18 protein-coding genes and 2 tRNA genes are annotated in these 15,288 nt (G+C 29.8%); 13 read left to right on the forward strand and 7 right to left on the reverse strand.

The genetic code is table 11. From position 1 onward, the window contains the following. Positions 1–3: 3 nt before the first annotated feature. The 6 genes from rpsP (at position 4) to LNAT_RS02275 (ending at position 2,789) form a co-directional block, all read left to right on the forward strand. Positions 4–246, forward strand: a complete 243-nt coding sequence (gene rpsP / locus LNAT_RS02250; protein ID WP_096258300.1) for a 30S ribosomal protein S16 — start codon at positions 4–6, stop codon at positions 244–246. Beyond that, a complete protein-coding gene (locus LNAT_RS02255; RefSeq protein ID WP_096258301.1) occupies positions 246–497 on the forward strand; it encodes a KH domain-containing protein in 252 nt (83 codons plus the stop codon). Before rpsP ends, LNAT_RS02255 begins: the two co-directional genes overlap by 1 nt. Further along, complete coding sequence (rimM, locus tag LNAT_RS02260; RefSeq protein ID WP_096258302.1) at positions 478–1,044, forward strand: ribosome maturation factor RimM; 567 nt, start codon at positions 478–480, stop codon at positions 1,042–1,044. The genes LNAT_RS02255 and rimM overlap by 20 nt, the downstream gene beginning before the upstream one ends. Then, a complete protein-coding gene (trmD, locus tag LNAT_RS02265) occupies positions 1,041–1,730 on the forward strand; it encodes a tRNA (guanosine(37)-N1)-methyltransferase TrmD (RefSeq protein ID WP_096258303.1) in 690 nt (229 codons plus the stop codon). The genes rimM and trmD overlap by 4 nt, the downstream gene beginning before the upstream one ends. A gap of 245 nt (positions 1,731–1,975) precedes the next feature. Then, the gene (gene rplS / locus LNAT_RS02270; protein WP_096258304.1) at positions 1,976–2,332 is read left to right on the forward strand and encodes a 50S ribosomal protein L19; all 357 of its coding nucleotides are present in this window, start codon (positions 1,976–1,978) and stop codon (positions 2,330–2,332) included. Positions 2,333–2,498: 166 nt separating this feature from the next. Further along, complete coding sequence (locus LNAT_RS02275) at positions 2,499–2,789, forward strand: hypothetical protein (RefSeq protein ID WP_096258305.1); 291 nt, start codon at positions 2,499–2,501, stop codon at positions 2,787–2,789. On the opposite strand, the gene purN is transcribed toward LNAT_RS02275, so the two are convergent. The 6 genes from purN to mraY form a co-directional block, all read right to left on the reverse strand. Continuing rightward, the gene (gene purN, locus LNAT_RS02280) at positions 2,779–3,294 is read right to left on the reverse strand and encodes a phosphoribosylglycinamide formyltransferase (RefSeq protein ID WP_096258306.1); all 516 of its coding nucleotides are present in this window, start codon (positions 3,292–3,294) and stop codon (positions 2,779–2,781) included. The two genes, LNAT_RS02275 and purN, sit on opposite strands and share 11 nt — an antisense overlap. Beyond that, positions 3,291–3,779: a thioredoxin family protein gene (locus tag LNAT_RS02285; protein WP_096258307.1), complete on the reverse strand. Its 489-nt coding sequence runs from the start codon at positions 3,777–3,779 to the stop codon at positions 3,291–3,293. Before LNAT_RS02285 ends, purN begins: the two co-directional genes overlap by 4 nt. 101 nt (positions 3,780–3,880) lie before the next feature. Next, a tRNA-Phe gene (locus LNAT_RS02290) sits at positions 3,881–3,956 on the reverse strand. 142 nt (positions 3,957–4,098) lie between these two features. Continuing rightward, positions 4,099–5,271 carry a UDP-N-acetylmuramoyl-L-alanine--D-glutamate ligase gene (gene murD / locus LNAT_RS02295; protein WP_096258308.1) on the reverse strand — a complete coding sequence of 391 codons (1,173 nt, stop codon included), beginning with the start codon at positions 5,269–5,271 and terminating at the stop codon, positions 4,099–4,101. Continuing rightward, on the reverse strand, positions 5,268–6,161 hold the full coding sequence (gene sppA, locus LNAT_RS02300) for a signal peptide peptidase SppA (RefSeq protein ID WP_096258309.1): 894 nt from the start codon (positions 6,159–6,161) through the stop codon (positions 5,268–5,270). The genes murD and sppA overlap by 4 nt, the downstream gene beginning before the upstream one ends. 8 nt (positions 6,162–6,169) lie before the next feature. Next, a complete protein-coding gene (gene mraY / locus LNAT_RS02305; protein WP_096258310.1) occupies positions 6,170–7,225 on the reverse strand; it encodes a phospho-N-acetylmuramoyl-pentapeptide-transferase in 1,056 nt (351 codons plus the stop codon). A gap of 44 nt (positions 7,226–7,269) precedes the next feature. Between mraY and fabG the strand changes: the two genes are divergently transcribed. The 3 genes from fabG to LNAT_RS02320 are packed head-to-tail and all read left to right on the forward strand — an operon-like array spanning position 7,270 to position 10,452. Next, positions 7,270–8,013, forward strand: coding sequence for a 3-oxoacyl-ACP reductase FabG (gene fabG / locus LNAT_RS02310; protein ID WP_096258311.1), 744 nt, complete (start codon positions 7,270–7,272; stop codon positions 8,011–8,013). A 55-nt stretch (positions 8,014–8,068) separates the two neighbouring features. Continuing rightward, positions 8,069–9,586: a threonine synthase gene (gene thrC / locus LNAT_RS02315; protein ID WP_096258312.1), complete on the forward strand. Its 1,518-nt coding sequence runs from the start codon at positions 8,069–8,071 to the stop codon at positions 9,584–9,586. Then, positions 9,583–10,452, forward strand: a complete 870-nt coding sequence (locus tag LNAT_RS02320) for an AEC family transporter (RefSeq protein ID WP_096258313.1) — start codon at positions 9,583–9,585, stop codon at positions 10,450–10,452. The genes thrC and LNAT_RS02320 overlap by 4 nt, the downstream gene beginning before the upstream one ends. Here LNAT_RS02320 and LNAT_RS02325 read toward each other — a convergent pair. Further along, complete coding sequence (locus tag LNAT_RS02325; protein WP_096258314.1) at positions 10,445–11,173, reverse strand: YdcF family protein; 729 nt, start codon at positions 11,171–11,173, stop codon at positions 10,445–10,447. The two genes, LNAT_RS02320 and LNAT_RS02325, sit on opposite strands and share 8 nt — an antisense overlap. 11 nt (positions 11,174–11,184) lie before the next feature. Here LNAT_RS02325 and LNAT_RS02330 point away from each other — a divergent pair, with 11 nt between their 5' ends. From LNAT_RS02330 to mnmH, 4 genes are all read left to right on the forward strand, one after another. Further along, the gene (locus LNAT_RS02330) at positions 11,185–11,898 is read left to right on the forward strand and encodes an SDR family NAD(P)-dependent oxidoreductase (protein ID WP_096258315.1); all 714 of its coding nucleotides are present in this window, start codon (positions 11,185–11,187) and stop codon (positions 11,896–11,898) included. Between the two features lie 110 nt (positions 11,899–12,008). Further along, positions 12,009–12,084, forward strand: a tRNA-Asn gene (locus LNAT_RS02335). Between the two features lie 183 nt (positions 12,085–12,267). Further along, the gene (locus tag LNAT_RS02340) at positions 12,268–14,304 is read left to right on the forward strand and encodes a molybdopterin oxidoreductase family protein (protein WP_096258316.1); all 2,037 of its coding nucleotides are present in this window, start codon (positions 12,268–12,270) and stop codon (positions 14,302–14,304) included. Further along, on the forward strand, positions 14,294–15,280 hold the full coding sequence (mnmH, locus tag LNAT_RS02345; protein ID WP_096258317.1) for a tRNA 2-selenouridine(34) synthase MnmH: 987 nt from the start codon (positions 14,294–14,296) through the stop codon (positions 15,278–15,280). The genes LNAT_RS02340 and mnmH overlap by 11 nt, the downstream gene beginning before the upstream one ends. Positions 15,281–15,288 lie beyond the last annotated feature (8 nt).

The following is a 15,288-nucleotide window of genomic DNA, read 5'->3' on the forward strand; positions in this document are numbered from 1 at the left end:
CGCGTGGTAAAAATCAGACTTGCAAGATTTGGTAGAAAAAAAAGACCTTTTTATAGAATAGTTGTAACAGATTCAAGAAAAAGAAGAGATTCTGGATTTAAAGAAATAGTTGGATATTATAATCCTTTAACAGAACCATCAACAATTAAAATGGATCTAGACAGAGTAAATTACTGGTTAAGTGTTGGTGCAAAAATGAGTGAAAGAGTTGCTAAACTTAAAAAAATAGCTGAAGAACAAGCTTAATGGTAGAATCTTTCGTAAGAGAATATGCGAAACTTTTAGCATTTGAACCTGATGTAATTAAAAGTGAAATTGTACCGCATAGTGATTTTGATGAGATTATAATTTATGCAAAAAAAGCTGATGTTGGAAGAATTATAGGAAAAGACGGGGCAATGGTTAGGGCCATTAAAACCGTCATCAGCGGTTGCAGGGCAAAAGAAGATAAAAATTATAAAATTACAGTAAAAGCTTATGAAAATACCAATAGCTAAAATTGGTAAAACTTACGGAGTTAAGGGGTGGCAAAAACTTCACCTCTTAACCGATTTTCCAGAACAATTTAAAGCAGGTGTCACTTTTGAATCTGATAAAATCACTCTCACAATTGAAAAAATTGATTTAAAAAGAAATTTAGTTAAATTTAAAGGTTACGATACCCCAGAAGATGCTAAAAAACTTACAAACAGAATGCTTTATTCCACAACTGAAAAAACAAAACAAGAAATAAAACTTAAAGATGATGAATATTTTTGGTTTGATATAATCGGTTGTGATGTTTTTGAAAATGAAAAATTGAAAATGGAAAATGGAAAATTTGTCGAAAGTGAAGAAGAAAATCAAATTTTTTTAGGAAAAGTAATTGATATTGAAAGAGTGGATGTTGATTATTTAGTGATTAAAACCAATGACGAACTAGTAAAACAAGGATTTCCTAAAAGATTTTTGATTGATTTTAAAAGAAATGTGGATAAAGTAGATATTGAAAGTAAAAAAATTTATGCAAAAGGTGCAATAGAGCTTCTTGAAAGTCTCAAATGAAACTAATTTTCGTTACTCTATTTCCGAACCTTATAAAACCTTATTTTGAAGATTCTATTTTAAAAAGGGCAATGGATAAAAATCTTTTTGAAATAGAATTTGTAAATTTTAGAAATTTTGCTGAAAATAAACATCTTCATGTTGATACTACTCCGGCTGGCGGAGGTGCCGGAATGGTTATTGATAATGTAGCACTTCGGAATGCCCTAAATTCTTTAAGAGAGAAATATCCGAGTTCTCGTACTATTTTTTTAACTCCTGTTGGAAAAGTTTATAATCAAAAAGATGCCATGCGTCTGGCAAAAGAAGAAGTTTTAATTTTAGTTTCAGGCAGATATGAAGGATTTGATGAAAGACTGATTGAAGATTTTGCAGATGAAGTAATAAGCATAGGTGATTTTATATTAACGGGGGGAGAGCTTGGAAGTTTAATTATCGCTGACAGTATTTTAAGAAATATTGAAGGAATTTTGGGTAATAGTGAAAGTTTAAAAGAAGAGAGTTTTAATAATAATCTGCTTGAAGCTCCTCAATTTTCAAAAACAGGGGAAATTCCATCAATTCTCAAAAGTGGAAATCATAAAAAAATAGAGCAGTGGAAAAAAGAAACCTCAATTTTAAAAACTAAGTTTCATAGACCTGATTTATTAATAATAGAAAATTTAAAGTTAAAAAATAAAAGTTAATCAGTTTACGTACTGGTTAAATATATATACTTTATGCTATGTTTTATTTAAATTTTGCTAAAATTTGTAAAAGCAATGCCTTGAAATGCTAAATACAATTTTTTGATGTAAAATTTTAGTTAAATTTTAAAGTGTTGTTATATTTTACTTCTTTGATAATTTGTTTTTTTAAGATAATTTGATATAATTACGCTTCAAAATAAAGTGTGAATGCCCAAAGTGGCCAATGGCACAAAGGAGAAATAATGAGAAACAGATACATCGAAGCATTTGAAGCTAAACAAATTGAAGGAAAAAATTATCCTGAATTCAGACCGGGAGATACTGTAAGAGTAGCGGTTGAAATTAAAGAAGGGGATAAAAAAAGAATCCAAAATTTTGAAGGTGTAGTTATTGCAATTAAAGGTACTGGTGCTGGTAAAACATTTACTGTAAGAAAAATCGGTGCAAATAATATTGGAGTGGAAAGAATTTTCCCATTTTACAGTGAAAGTATTGCTGGAATTGAAGTAGTTAGAAAAGGTAAAGTAAGAAGAGCCAAACTTTACTATTTAAGAGGAAAAACTGGTAAAAAAGCTAGAATTAAAGAAAGAAGAGATTAATCTCTTCTTATTTTTGTATTTAATTATAAGTGACAGACACAAATTAGTTTATTGAAAATTATAATTGCCTAATATGATTATGATATGGGCACTTTATAAACACTTTTATTTTATAAAATATCTTAAATTTAAAAACTTTGATATAATATTTTAAAAAAGGTTGAGGATGAGAGATTATAATGAGCAGATTTTAAGTTTTGGTGAAATACAAGAACCGCATGAATGCATTACCATTGCATATGGGAGTGTAAGAGTGGAACAAGGTAGAATGTATGAAGATGTTTTGCCTACTGATGCATTGAAACAGGTAATTATTATGCTTCAGGAACAGGCTAAAGATATGGGTGCCGATGGAGTTAAGAATATAACAGTAAATATTACCCCTTCAAAAAATAAAGACGGAATAGATGTGTTGGATTATTACGCAATGGGGACTTTAATAAAACTTAAAGATTAATTCTTTCAACCACATCGGGTAAAAAAGTCCATTCGGCTTTTTTTAATTCTTTATAATATTCTTCAAAATTTTTAAATTTATTCGGATTTATATGATATTGTAAAATAATATCACCGTTGTCAAGTGCTTCTGTGGCATAATGTATAGTGATTCCACATGCTTTTTTTGCTTCAAAAGATTTTTCTGCGGCATGTAACCCTTTAAAATCAGGCAATATGCTTGGGTGTAAATTTATAATTTTGCCTTTAAATTCGTTTATTATAAATGGAGGCACTATTTTCATAAATCCGGCTAAAACTATTAAATCAGGCTTTAATTTTTTTAAATGGTCTAATATTTCATTAAAATCACTGCTTATTAAAATAGGAGGCAGATTTTTTTCTTTAAAAACTTCAGAATCAGCCCTGTTTGTAACTCCTGCAATCACTTTATAATTATTTTCTTTTTTTATCAGATTTAAAAAATTACTTCCGCCTTTTCCAAAAAACACTACTACTTTTTTCATTCTTTTCCTTTGTTTTTAGGAATTTGAAGCCAAATTGGTTTTGGTGAATTAATAGATGCTTCTTTGAATTTTTTATTATATTGTTTAATCATGGTTTTTAGTACTTTTAAAAATTCATTTTTATTTCTTGCCCCAGTTAAAATGTAAAATGCTTTTCCATTGGGTTTAAAGAAAATTATTGTAGGAGTTACTCCATTAAAATGTTTTTTTATATTCTTGGGAATAGAATTTTGTTGAATAAAATAAAAAACAGGTATAAAATTTTTGTTTATAAACTCAGAAATTTTTTTGTCCGAATATACGTATTTAGACAAATATTTTGAAGGGGGACATTTAATACCCGCTATTTCTATTAACATTAATTTATGATTTTTTTTGGCTAACTTTTGTGCGATATTATATGATTTAATCCAGTGAATATTTCCATACCAATTAAATGCAAATAGATTAATCAGTAGAATAAATAGAAGTAAAAATTTTTTCATATATATCCTTAAATTAAGTGTCAAACACTTATTGTATATGAAATTTATTTAGATATTATAAATATTATCTAATATCCATTTTTAATTTTACGTTAATTAAATGGTGCCCAGGGACGGAATCGAACCGCCGACACAGGGATTTTCAGTCCCTTGCTCTACCGACTGAGCTACCTGGGCTTTTTAATGAAAAATTTAAAGGAAAAATGTATATTAATTTGGAATGTAATTTTATTAAAATTTTCTTAAAGTAAGCTTAAATTAATGGATAATGTAAAATGGATAATTGATAATTAAAAAATAAATAAATGTTTTCCATTCTTCATTCTCCATTTTCAATTAAATTTTTAAAAATTTCTCCTCTGTCTTTATAATTTTTAAACTGGTCAAAACTCGCACATGCGGGTGAGAGCAGGGCAATTGAATTTAAGTTATGTTTTTTATTTATTAAATTTACTGCATTTTTTAAAGTTTTAACATCATCAAAAGGTATTTTATATTTTTTTGCTAAATTGATAAACAAATCTCTTTTCTCTCCGATTATGAAAAGTTCAATGTCGAGTTTTTGCATAAATTCAAACAATTCTTCAAAATTTTGTCCTTTATCATCCCCACCTATAATTAAATGAATTTTTTTATTTTTATATCTTTTGAGTGCATTTCTTGTTGCATCAATATTTGTAGCTTTTGAATCATCTACCCAAATTCTGTTTTTAGAGTCTTTAAATTCTTCTAATTTATGAGGGTCTATTTTAAAGTTTTTGAGACCTGCTTCTTTAAAATATAGAATATAATAAACAGCTTTTGCCATTATTTCATCAAGCAAAAAAGGAGTTTGAAATTCAAATTCTTTAAATCCAAAATAACTTATTAAATCTTCTTCATTTTCATAAAGTATTTTAAAGGCTTTTGTTTGAGTGTCAAATTCTTTTGGCATTATTACAATATCCCTCTCACTCATTCTTTTGAGAGGAGATAGTTTTGCATTTACATAATTTTCAAAGTTTCCATGCCATGATATGTGGTCTTCTTTAATAGGTAAAACTATAAAAATATTCGGTTTTGCATATCTTGTATAATGAAGTTGAAAACTGCTGGCTTCTATTACCCAGAATTTTTTGTTTTTGTCCATATTTGCAAGAGGTATTCCAATATTTCCTCCGATATCAGAATTTTCCAGAAGAAAATGAGTCATTTCAGTTGTGGTTGTTTTTCCGTTGGTACCTGTAACCCATATTTGAAAAGGGGCAGTTTCATAAAAATAGTCAAATTCGCTGATTAAGTTTTTTGCTTTTTTTATCAGCGGATGATAAGGTGGAATTCCTGGAGATGTTATTTCAAGCGTGCTTTTATTTTCATCAAAGCAGCGGCTTGGGAGCAGGATATTTCCGTATTTATCAAAAGCGGTTTCTTTGAAATTATCATCATATATTTCCCAGTCTCCGCTTTTTGCAATTGCTTTTGTGGTTAAGCCGTATCCAAAAAGTGATTTCATTGATTTAAATATCCTTTTAGTAAATCATCTAAATCTGTATCAATTTTCACATTTAAAAACGGAAGTTTTTTCTTAGTTAAATTTATTTTTACAAATTCGGTAGCGTTTGTCTCTTTTTTTATCTGTTCTTTGAATTTGGTTAAACTTGAAATTTTATCTACTAAAATACCTTTTACACTGTTTGCAATATAAATTTTTCCATCAGCATATTGTTTTAGTTTATCAACTGAAATATTTCTCTCTTTTGCCACTGTTTGTAAGAAATTATTATACGTCGGTAACAATAAATGGTTTAAAAGATATTTTTTTTGTTCAGGCGAGGCTTTTTTAAACCAGCTGATGGGCTCTTTGTATTTTCCAACTGTTATTGTATCTTCTTCAACCCCCAGTTTTTTTGCAAGTTTTTCTATAACAAAATGAGGCATAATAACCCCGATACTTCCTACAACCGCATTTTTGTTCGCCACCACAGGTTTAACTGCACTGATTATGTAATATCCTCCGCTTGCAGCCATACTTTCAATATAGGCATAAACTTTTTTTTCTTTTTGCAGATGTTTAAGGTATGCGTTAAATTCATCACTCCCGCTTGGACTTCCGCCCGGGGTATTGAAAACAAGTAAAAACGCTTTTAAATTTTTATCCTTTTTGAGTCTGTCCATTTTATCCATAAGTGAATTAATGTATTTTACGGTAATTGTTTTATTTATATTAATCTCGGCAACATAAGGTTTTGTAATAGGTTTATTGAATGAAAAATTTTTTTTCAAAAACATAAACAGCACTAGCACTTCAGCAAGTAAGATTAAAACAACCCCGATTAATACAATCTTTTCTTTTAGTGCTTTTAATTTGTAAATTTTAAGTTCAGCCTTTAATTTTTCTTCCATTTTTTTCCTTATCTGATTTTTATTGAAAGTATAGCAATAATGTTGGCAATTAAAGCAATTATCCAAAAACGAATAGTGATTTTTGTCTCCTTCCATCCTTTTTGTTCAAAATGATGATGTATAGGTGCCATTTTAAAAATTCTTTTTTTTCTTGTTTTATAACTCCCAACCTGGAGGATTACAGAGAGGGTTTCCATTATAAATACAAATCCTATGAATATTAACAATATTTCATTTTTTGTGAGAATGCTTAAAATTCCAATAATTGCCCCTATACTTAAACTACCACTATCTCCCATGAACACTTCAGCCGGATTTGCGTTGTACCATAAAAATCCAAGAAGCGAACCAATTAAGCTAAAAGCGATAACAGCAAGTTCGCCAACCCCTTTTTCAAAAGGATAAAACAGATAATGTGAATAAATTGCATTTCCTAAAATATATGAAAAAATGGCGAGTGTTAAAAATGCAAAAACGCTTGGTACTGTAGCTAATCCGTCAAGTCCGTCTGTAAGGTTTACCGCATTGCTCATCCCCACAATTACAAAAGCCCAAAAAAATATTGAAAAAATACCCATGTTTAAAATCGGATGTTTGTAAAAAGGAATATATAAATTTGTATCAAAGTGGCAAAAATAAAGAAGTCCCCCTATTATAAAACCTCCGATCCATTGAAGTATAAATTTTTGCTTAGGGGTTAGTCCCGCATGATTCGAAGCCGCCTTTATTTTCCCCCAGTCATCAATTATACCAATAATCATAAAAAATATTAATGTAAATAGTGTTATTAATACATAATTGTTGAATTTTACAGTTAATATTATGGCAATCAGGGCTGAGAGGATAAAAACTACACCTCCCATCGTGGGTGTTTCTGATTTTGCTTTGTGATTTTGTGGAGCCAGCTCGTAAATAGGCTGGGTGGCTCTGTTTTTAGCCCATTTTATAAATTTCGGATATGCAAAAAGTGAAATAAAAAATGATATAAAAAAAGCCACAATACTTCTGAAAGAAAGATAATGGAAAAGATGAATATGAAAATGCTCATATAAAAAATATAGCATAAAATCCCTTTTTTGGGTAAAATTGTATCAAAAAAAGGGTTAAAATGACTTTTAGCGGTAAAAATGTTTTAATTACTGGCGCGAGCAGGGGAATCGGTGCAGAGATTGCAAGGGTGTTGGCTGAAAAAGGTTTAAAAGTTTGGATAAATTACAGAAGCTCTGCAGAACTTGCAGATAAATTGAAAGAAGAAATTGAAAACGCCGGGGGAAGCGCAGCTGTAATTAAATTTGATGTAAGTGATGAAAAAGAATTTGTTGAAGGTATTAAAACAATTATTGATGCTGACGGAGAACTAAGTTACTTGGTAAACAATGCCGGAATTACAAATGACAAACTTGCTATGAGAATGAGTGTTGAAGATTTTAAAAAAGTAATTGATGCAAATTTAACTTCCACTTTTATAGGATGCAGGGAGGCACTTAAAGTAATGGGCAAAAAAAGATTCGGATCTGTTGTAAATATTGCAAGTGTAGTGGCTGAAAGCGGAAATATAGGTCAGGCCAATTATGTGGCAAGCAAAGGTGGAATCATTTCTATGACAAAAACATTTGCGCTTGAAGGGGCTGCTAGAAATATAAGATTTAATACTGTAACTCCTGGGTTTATAAAAACAGATATGACTGAAAAATTAAATGAAAAAGTAAAAGAAGAAATACTTAATAAAATCCCATTAAAAAGAATGGCAGAGCCAGTTGAAGTGGCAAATGCGGTTGCATTTCTTTTAAGTAATGAGGCTAGTTATATAACAGGTGAAACTCTTAAAGTAAACGGCGGAATGTATATGTAATTTGATAATTGAAAATGAATAATGGAGAATTAAAAATTATGTTAAAAGGATTGATATGAAATTTATAGGAACTAGAGGTACTCATAAAGAAAAAACATTCAGCGAAGTTATATTAGACCCGGCTGCTCCAAACGGCGGGCTTTATGTACCCAAAAAATTTCCAAAAATTAATGAAAAATGGCTTTTAAAATATTATGATGTTATGGGTGAAAGACCTTATACCCACATTGCCAGAGGTATTTTAAAGCTGTTTAAAATAGATATTGATGAAAAACTTATAGAAAAAGCGCTTTTTACTTATTTAAAAAATTTTGACACTCAGGAGGTTGTACCGGTTGTAAGAATTAAAGAAGGGCTTTTTGCAGGTGAGCTTTGGCATGGACCGACACGTGCATTTAAAGATATGGCACTTCAGCCTTTTGGGGTGATTTTATCTAAACTGGCACAGGAGAGAGATGAAAATTATTTAATTTTAGCCGCTACCAGCGGAGATACAGGGCCGGCGACTCTTAAAACTTTTGAAAACAGAGAAAATATAAAAGTTGTATGTATTTACCCTCATGAAGGAACCAGTGAAGTTCAAAAACTTCAAATGGTAACCACTGATGCCAAAAACGAAAAAGTGCTTGGTATAAGGGGAAATTTTGACGATGCTCAGAGTGCTCTTAAAAATTTGTTAAAAGATGAAGATTTCAGGAAAATTTTAAAAGAAAATGAAATTAAACTATCAGCCGCAAACAGTGTCAATTTTGGAAGAATTATTTTTCAAACTGTTTATCATTTCTGGGCGTATTTGAAACTGCTTGAGAGACTTGAAATAGAAATGGGAGAAAAAATAGATGTAATAATTCCAAGCGGAAATTTCGGAAACGCCCTTGGGGCTTATTATGCGAAAAAAATGGGGCTTCCGATTGATAAAATCGTAATTGCAAGTAATAAAAACAATGTTTTATATGAATTTGTAACTTATGGAAAATATGATTTAAGGGATAAAAATTTAATTAAAACAATCTCTCCCGCAATGGATATTTTAAAATCTTCAAATGTTGAAAGACTGCTATTTGATAAATTTGGGGAAAACAGATGCCGTGAGCTTATGGAAAATCTTGAAAATCATGGATATTTTGAATTGAAACCTGAAGAACACGAAAAAATAAAAGAAGATTTTATTGCAGATTTTGCAACCGACGGTGAATGTGAGGAAATTATTAAAAGATATGTGAATGAATACAATTATTTAATGGATCCCCACACTGCAACTGCTATTAAAGCCTATGAATATTTAAGCGAAAAGGGCCAACTTGATAAAAAAGTAGTGGCTTATTCTACTGCCGAGTGGACAAAATTTGCACCAAGTATCTATTATGCTCTTACAAATGAAGATTTGGATAGGGAAATTGCTGAGGTTGAAGAAAAAACTATTAGCGATAAAGATGCCATTGCATATATTGAGGCCACTTTGGATGAAAAAGCGCCTGAAATGATAAGAGAACTTTTTGAAAAAGAGATTAATGAAACAGTAATAAATAAAGACGAAATCAAAGATGAAATTATTAAATTTATTGCTAAATGAAAACTGTTTTAGGAATTTATCTGTTTATTTTAATTGGATTTGTTGCAAAAAAGGGTTTTGAAGAAATTGAAGCTAAAACACTTGTAATTTTATCAACCTATTTTCTTCAGCCCTTTCTTACCCTCTGGGGTATTATGCTAATTCCTCTGAATAAAGAACTTATTTTAGCCCCGATTGTTTATTTAGTAACTGTTTTTGTTGCTTTAATTTTTACATACCTCTTTTCTGCTAAACTTGAGAAAAAAGAAAAAATTATAGCTTCACTCACCCCTCTTATAGGAAATACGGGAAATCTTGGGATTCCTTTAAGTTATGCCATTTTTGGGGAAGTAGGGGCAAGTGTGGCAACTTTAATTAATTTAGCTAATATATTTTTTATTTATTCTTTTGGTATTTTTTTCTTTGCTAGCGGAAAATACAATTTTAAGAATGCATTTAAAAAAATAATTAAGATTCCGGTTATCTGGGTTGGAATTTTGGCATTAACGCTTAATCATTATCATATAACTTTTGATAAAGAGACAATGAAAATTTTACAGATGGGAGCGTTTGCATCTATTGTAACCCAGCTTCTTATTTTCGGGATTTATATAGCAGAGATTAAAATAAGGGAAGTTTCTTTTAAACTGGCTTTCCTTACCACTTTTAATAAATTTGTAATTTTTCCTTTAACCGCTTTTATTGTTTTAAAATTTTTTAATTTTAATGAAAGTGTTTATAAAACAATTTTGCTTGAAGTGTTGACTCCCCTTGCAATTACAAATGTAAATTTAGCGGCCCTATTTGATTTATATCCACGAAAAGTTGCTTTTTTAATTTTGCTTACCACATTTTTATTTTTAATTGTTTCTTTTTTATTTATTTGATTCCTCTTAGTTTTAAACTTAAAAGTCCTAAATATTCATGAATTGCCCTGTAGCTTTTATGAAAATTGTTCTCATTTGGAAATATATCCCAATACGTATAATAAGGCTTATAAAAAAATCCTACAGGTTTTGGGATGATTTTAAAGTCAAAGTGTTTAAAAAGTTTTATAGCCCTTTTCATATGATACGCACTTGTGACTAAAAAAATTTCTTTTTTTAATTTTAATTTTTTAAATAGTTTAGCAGTAAATTTTGCGTTTTGATATGTATCGAGTGAATTTTTTTCATAAAAATCTTTGATTTTACAATTGCATATTTCTTTTATTAACATGACATCTTTTTTTACGTAGTCGGCTTCTTTTATTTTCATCCCTCCACCTGTATAAACAAAAGGTAAATTATATTTTTTTGCAAGCAAAACTCCGTAAATTTCTCTCTTAAATGTTTCTGGATAAGATCTTAATACATCTTTTGGGTTTACTGCCCCTCCTAAAACAACGACAGCTTTTGGAGTAATCTTGTCTTTATAATAATTGTGTTCCAGCGGATATAAAAGTATATTTGCAAAAAATTTGTTTGAGAGCAGATACAGGGTTAGAGCTGAAATATAAAAAAGCCATTTTAATTTTTTGGCATAAATTCCGGCAATTATTAGTATAATTATAAAAATTCCAGGCGGCAGTAAAAGATATGTAAAAAGTTTTGAAATTACAAAAACCATAAGGAGCCTTTTTGAACGTAATTATAACAGGTGCAAGCAGGGGAATAGGCGGGGAACTTGCCAAACATTATGCAAAAAAAGGAAAAGTTTACGCAGTTGCAAGAGATGAAAAAAGATTAAAAGAATTGCAAAAAGAAAATAAAAATATAATTCCAATAGTTTGCAATTTAAGCAATATTGATGAAGTTAGAAAATTAAAATTTAGTGATATTGATTTGGTTATATGCAATGCCGGTATTTCTCTGCCGCACGCACCGGATTTTACTCCCTATGTTGAATTTGAAAAACTTTTTAAAATAAATTTTTTAAGTATTCACGCACTTTTAGAGAGAATTGTTCCTGATATGCAAAAAAGAAAAAAAGGTAAAATTGTGTTTATTTCATCTCTTGCGGGAGTTGTAGCATCTCCAACTTCTCTTCCATATTCTGCTTCAAAAAGAGCTCTTAATTCATACGCCCAGAGCCTTAGAAATATGTTAGCAAAATACAATATAAAAGTTATAAATATATTACCCGGGTTTATAAAAACAGATTTGACAGCAAAAAATGATTTTTATATGCCATTTTTAATGGAACTTGACGAAGGGGTAAAAAGAATAATAACAGCAATAGAAAAAGAAAAAAAAAAAGAATATGCTTTTCCTAAAAGATTTTATTATATTTTAAAAATTTTTAATATGCTGCCTATTTCGATTCAGGATAAAATTTTGCAAAAATTTGCTTGAAATATTAATTTCAATGCTTTATTTTCATTAATATTTTATTTTTATTATTAGCTCAGTATATTTTCTTGACATTATAAATTTTTTTTCTTATAATTTCAATCCGCAAACATTCCGGCGTAGCTCAGTCGGTAGAGCAGACGGCTGTTAACCGTCGGGTCAGAGGTTCGAGTCCTCTCGCCGGAGCCACTTATCAGTGAAAAGTTTAAAATGTAAAATTAAAATTTGTTTTATATAGTGCCTGGCACTGATTGAAATAGTTTTTATTAATTTTTTTATTTTTCACTTTTCATTTTATATTTTTAATTTAATATATCCTTTTCTTGCAAAAATCCTTAAAATAAGATATATTAAATCCAAAAAAGGCTTTTAATGAAATCTGTTTGCACATATTGCGGTGTGGGGTGTGAAATAGATGCCAAAATTCAAGATGATAAAATAGTAAAAATAAAACCTGTTAAAGACGGTATTTCAAGTGGTGGTGAACTTTGTATAAAAGGAAGATATGGGTTTGAATTTTTAAACAATAGGCTTAAAAAACATTTAATTAACTATAAATTTATTAAAAAAAATGCTCCTAATATGCCGCTTGAGCTTCAGGTAAGACTTGCCAACTTAACTCCTTACAATGAAAATTTTTATGAAGCGCCTTTGAGTTTAGCTGTTGATATAACTGCTTGGAAACTCAAAGAAATTATAAAAAATTTTTCTTCTCATTCAATTGCCTGCATTGGAGGTGCTAGGACAAGTATTGAAAGTGCCTGGTTTTTTCAGCATTTTGCTAGAAAAGTTTTAAAAACACCACATATAGACAACTGTGCGAGGGTTTGTCACGGTCCGAGTCTGAGCGGTCTTAAAATGAGTATAGGTGAGGGGGCAAGCAGTGTGGATTTTGATGCCATTTTTGATACGGAGGTTATTTTTATAATTGGTTCTAACACCACAGAAGCACACCCGATGGTTGCAAGCAGAATTATAAAAGCAAAAAAAAGAGGTGCTAAAATAATAATTGCTGATGTTAGAGAAATTCCTGTTATGAAATTTGCCGATATTAAGGTTATTTTACCATTTGAATCAAATCTTTTATTTTTAAATGCAATTGCAAAAGAGTTAATTGAAAATAATCTAATAGATGAAGAATTTATAAAAAATAGATGTGTTAAGTTTGAAGATTATAAAAACTTATTACTTCACGATAAATATGATAAGCATTTTTTTGAAAAATTAAACGGGTTTAAACAGATAAAAACCAAGATTGAAGAAATAGCGAAAATTATTACTAAAAAAACAATTTTTGTCTGGGGGCTTGGGGTTACAGAACATATTGACGGAACAGAGGCAGTTAACGCCATAAGTAATCTGGCAATGCTTACAGGTAATATAGGTAAAAATGGGGCTGGAGTTTTACCTCTTAGGGGGCAAAATAATGTCCAAGGTGCGTGTGATGTGGGATGTCTTCCATATTATGGGCCGGATTATCAAATACCTGAAGAAATAGGATTAATGACACCTGATGTAATTGAAGAGATGTTAAAAGGTAAAATAAAAGCACTTGTGAATATGGGGGAAGATATTTTACACATTCATCCGAATCAAAATAAAATTAAAAAAGCTTTTGAAAATTTAGAATTTTTAGCAGTTTTGGAAGTAATGGAAAATGAAATTACAAAAAAAGCTGATATTGTATTTGGCGTAAAAAGTGCATATGAAAAGAGCGGAGTTTATATAAATGCCGAGCGAAGACTTCATCTCTCAAACCCTTTAATTGAATCCGATTTGCCGGATGATTGGGAAATATTGCAAAAAATAGCAAATAGATTTGATAATATATTTAATTTTAGTTCCAGTGAAGAAGTATTTGAAGTAGTTAGAAAAGAAGTAAAGAGATTTGAGGGTGCCACATATGAGAGATTAAAAGAAAAATCTCTTCAATGGCCAATAGACAAAAATGGAAATGATTCTCCAATTTTACATACCCAAAATTTTTCAACACCTGATGGAAAAGGGCATTTTCATTATCATAAATATCATTTAAGAGGAGAAGTTAAAGATTTGGTAGAAAATAAAAAAAGATGGTGGTTAAATACAGGCAGGGCATTGCCACAGTATAACAATGCAGCCCAGACAAAACATTCAGATAAACTTTCAAAAAGATACGGTGATGATATATTACTTGTTAATCCAATTCACAAAAATGAAATAGGAGAATTTGTCAAATTAAAATCAGTTTATGGAGAAAGTGCTCCAGTTAAAGTAAAATTTAGTGAATCTGTCAGACCTTATACTCTTTTTACAACTTTTCATTTTGCAAAAAATAAAATAAATTATCTTTTTGGAGACGCTCACGACCATAAAGTAAAAACAGCTAGATTTAAAGCAGTGGAGGTGGAAATAATAAATGTTGATTGATATGGAGGATTATTTAAAAACTGATTTTGATGTTATTATTGATGTCAGAAGCCCGAAAGAATTTGAAGAGTCACATATTCCTGGAAGTATAAATCTTTATGTGTTAAATGATGAGGAACATCACGAAGTAGGGTATTTATACAAGCAGGTTTCAAAAAAAGCCGCTAATAAAAAAGGGGTTATTTATATCTTAAAAAATATTTCCCATCATCTTGCAAACAATGATTTTGAAAATAAAAAAATTCTTATTTACTGTGCAAGGGGAGGAAAGAGGTCCGAATCTTTTTATACTATTTTAAGACAGCTTGGATATGATGTTTACAGATTGAACAAAGGTTACAAGGGATATAGAAAATATGTTACTAATTATTTACAAAATATAGAGCATAATTTTTTGGTACTTAGGGGTCCTAGCGGCTGTGGTAAAAGTGAATTACTGCAAAATTTAACCCCTAGCCTTGATCTGGAAGGTTTTGCCAATCATTACGGCAGTTCTTTTGGTGCAAGGGGAGAGCAGCCCTCTCAAAAAATGTTTGAAAATATGATTTTTGAAAAATTAAGGAAAATAGACAAAAACGATTATGTTTTTATAGAGGCTGAGAGTTCAAGGATTGGAAATTTACTGCTCCCCGGAAATTTGACAAAAAAAATAAAATCATCACCCCAGATAGAAATAAATGCGCCTCTGGATGACAGAATTGAAAGGATTTTGAAATATTACGGAGATATTGATAAAAATGAATTTGTTAATAATTTAAATAAAATAAAAAAATATATATCAAATGAAAGCTATGATGAAATACTTTATAATTTTGAAAAAGGCAACTTAAAAACTGTTGCCAAAATTTTGCTTGTGGATTATTATGACAAAGTATATAAGAAAAAAGATGCTGATTATTTTATATTAAATAATAATTTAGAAGAAACTTTAAAAAAAATAAAAGAAATAAAAGAAAAATTTGTTAAAATTTTTTAAAAAGGAGA

This window comes from Lebetimonas natsushimae (assembly GCF_002335445.1).
Lineage (GTDB): Bacteria > Campylobacterota > Campylobacteria > Campylobacterales > Nautiliaceae > Lebetimonas > Lebetimonas natsushimae.

Coding starts and splice junctions, on each gene's coding strand:
- LNAT_RS02255 (WP_096258301.1), top strand. CDS start 246: ATGGTAGAATCTTTCGTAAGAGAATATGCGAAACTTTTAGCATTTGAA.
- rimM (WP_096258302.1), top strand. CDS start 478: ATGAAAATACCAATAGCTAAAATTGGTAAAACTTACGGAGTTAAGGGG.
- trmD (WP_096258303.1), top strand. CDS start 1,041: ATGAAACTAATTTTCGTTACTCTATTTCCGAACCTTATAAAACCTTAT.
- rplS (WP_096258304.1), top strand. CDS start 1,976: ATGAGAAACAGATACATCGAAGCATTTGAAGCTAAACAAATTGAAGGA.
- LNAT_RS02275 (WP_096258305.1), top strand. CDS start 2,499: ATGAGAGATTATAATGAGCAGATTTTAAGTTTTGGTGAAATACAAGAA.
- purN (WP_096258306.1), bottom strand. CDS start 3,294: ATGAAAAAAGTAGTAGTGTTTTTTGGAAAAGGCGGAAGTAATTTTTTA.
- LNAT_RS02285 (WP_096258307.1), bottom strand. CDS start 3,779: ATGAAAAAATTTTTACTTCTATTTATTCTACTGATTAATCTATTTGCA.
- murD (WP_096258308.1), bottom strand. CDS start 5,271: ATGAAATCACTTTTTGGATACGGCTTAACCACAAAAGCAATTGCAAAA.
- sppA (WP_096258309.1), bottom strand. CDS start 6,161: ATGGAAGAAAAATTAAAGGCTGAACTTAAAATTTACAAATTAAAAGCA.
- mraY (WP_096258310.1), bottom strand. CDS start 7,225: ATGCTATATTTTTTATATGAGCATTTTCATATTCATCTTTTCCATTAT.
- fabG (WP_096258311.1), top strand. CDS start 7,270: ATGACTTTTAGCGGTAAAAATGTTTTAATTACTGGCGCGAGCAGGGGA.
- thrC (WP_096258312.1), top strand. CDS start 8,069: ATGAAATTTATAGGAACTAGAGGTACTCATAAAGAAAAAACATTCAGC.
- LNAT_RS02320 (WP_096258313.1), top strand. CDS start 9,583: ATGAAAACTGTTTTAGGAATTTATCTGTTTATTTTAATTGGATTTGTT.
- LNAT_RS02325 (WP_096258314.1), bottom strand. CDS start 11,173: ATGGTTTTTGTAATTTCAAAACTTTTTACATATCTTTTACTGCCGCCT.
- LNAT_RS02340 (WP_096258316.1), top strand. CDS start 12,268: ATGAAATCTGTTTGCACATATTGCGGTGTGGGGTGTGAAATAGATGCC.
- mnmH (WP_096258317.1), top strand. CDS start 14,294: ATGTTGATTGATATGGAGGATTATTTAAAAACTGATTTTGATGTTATT.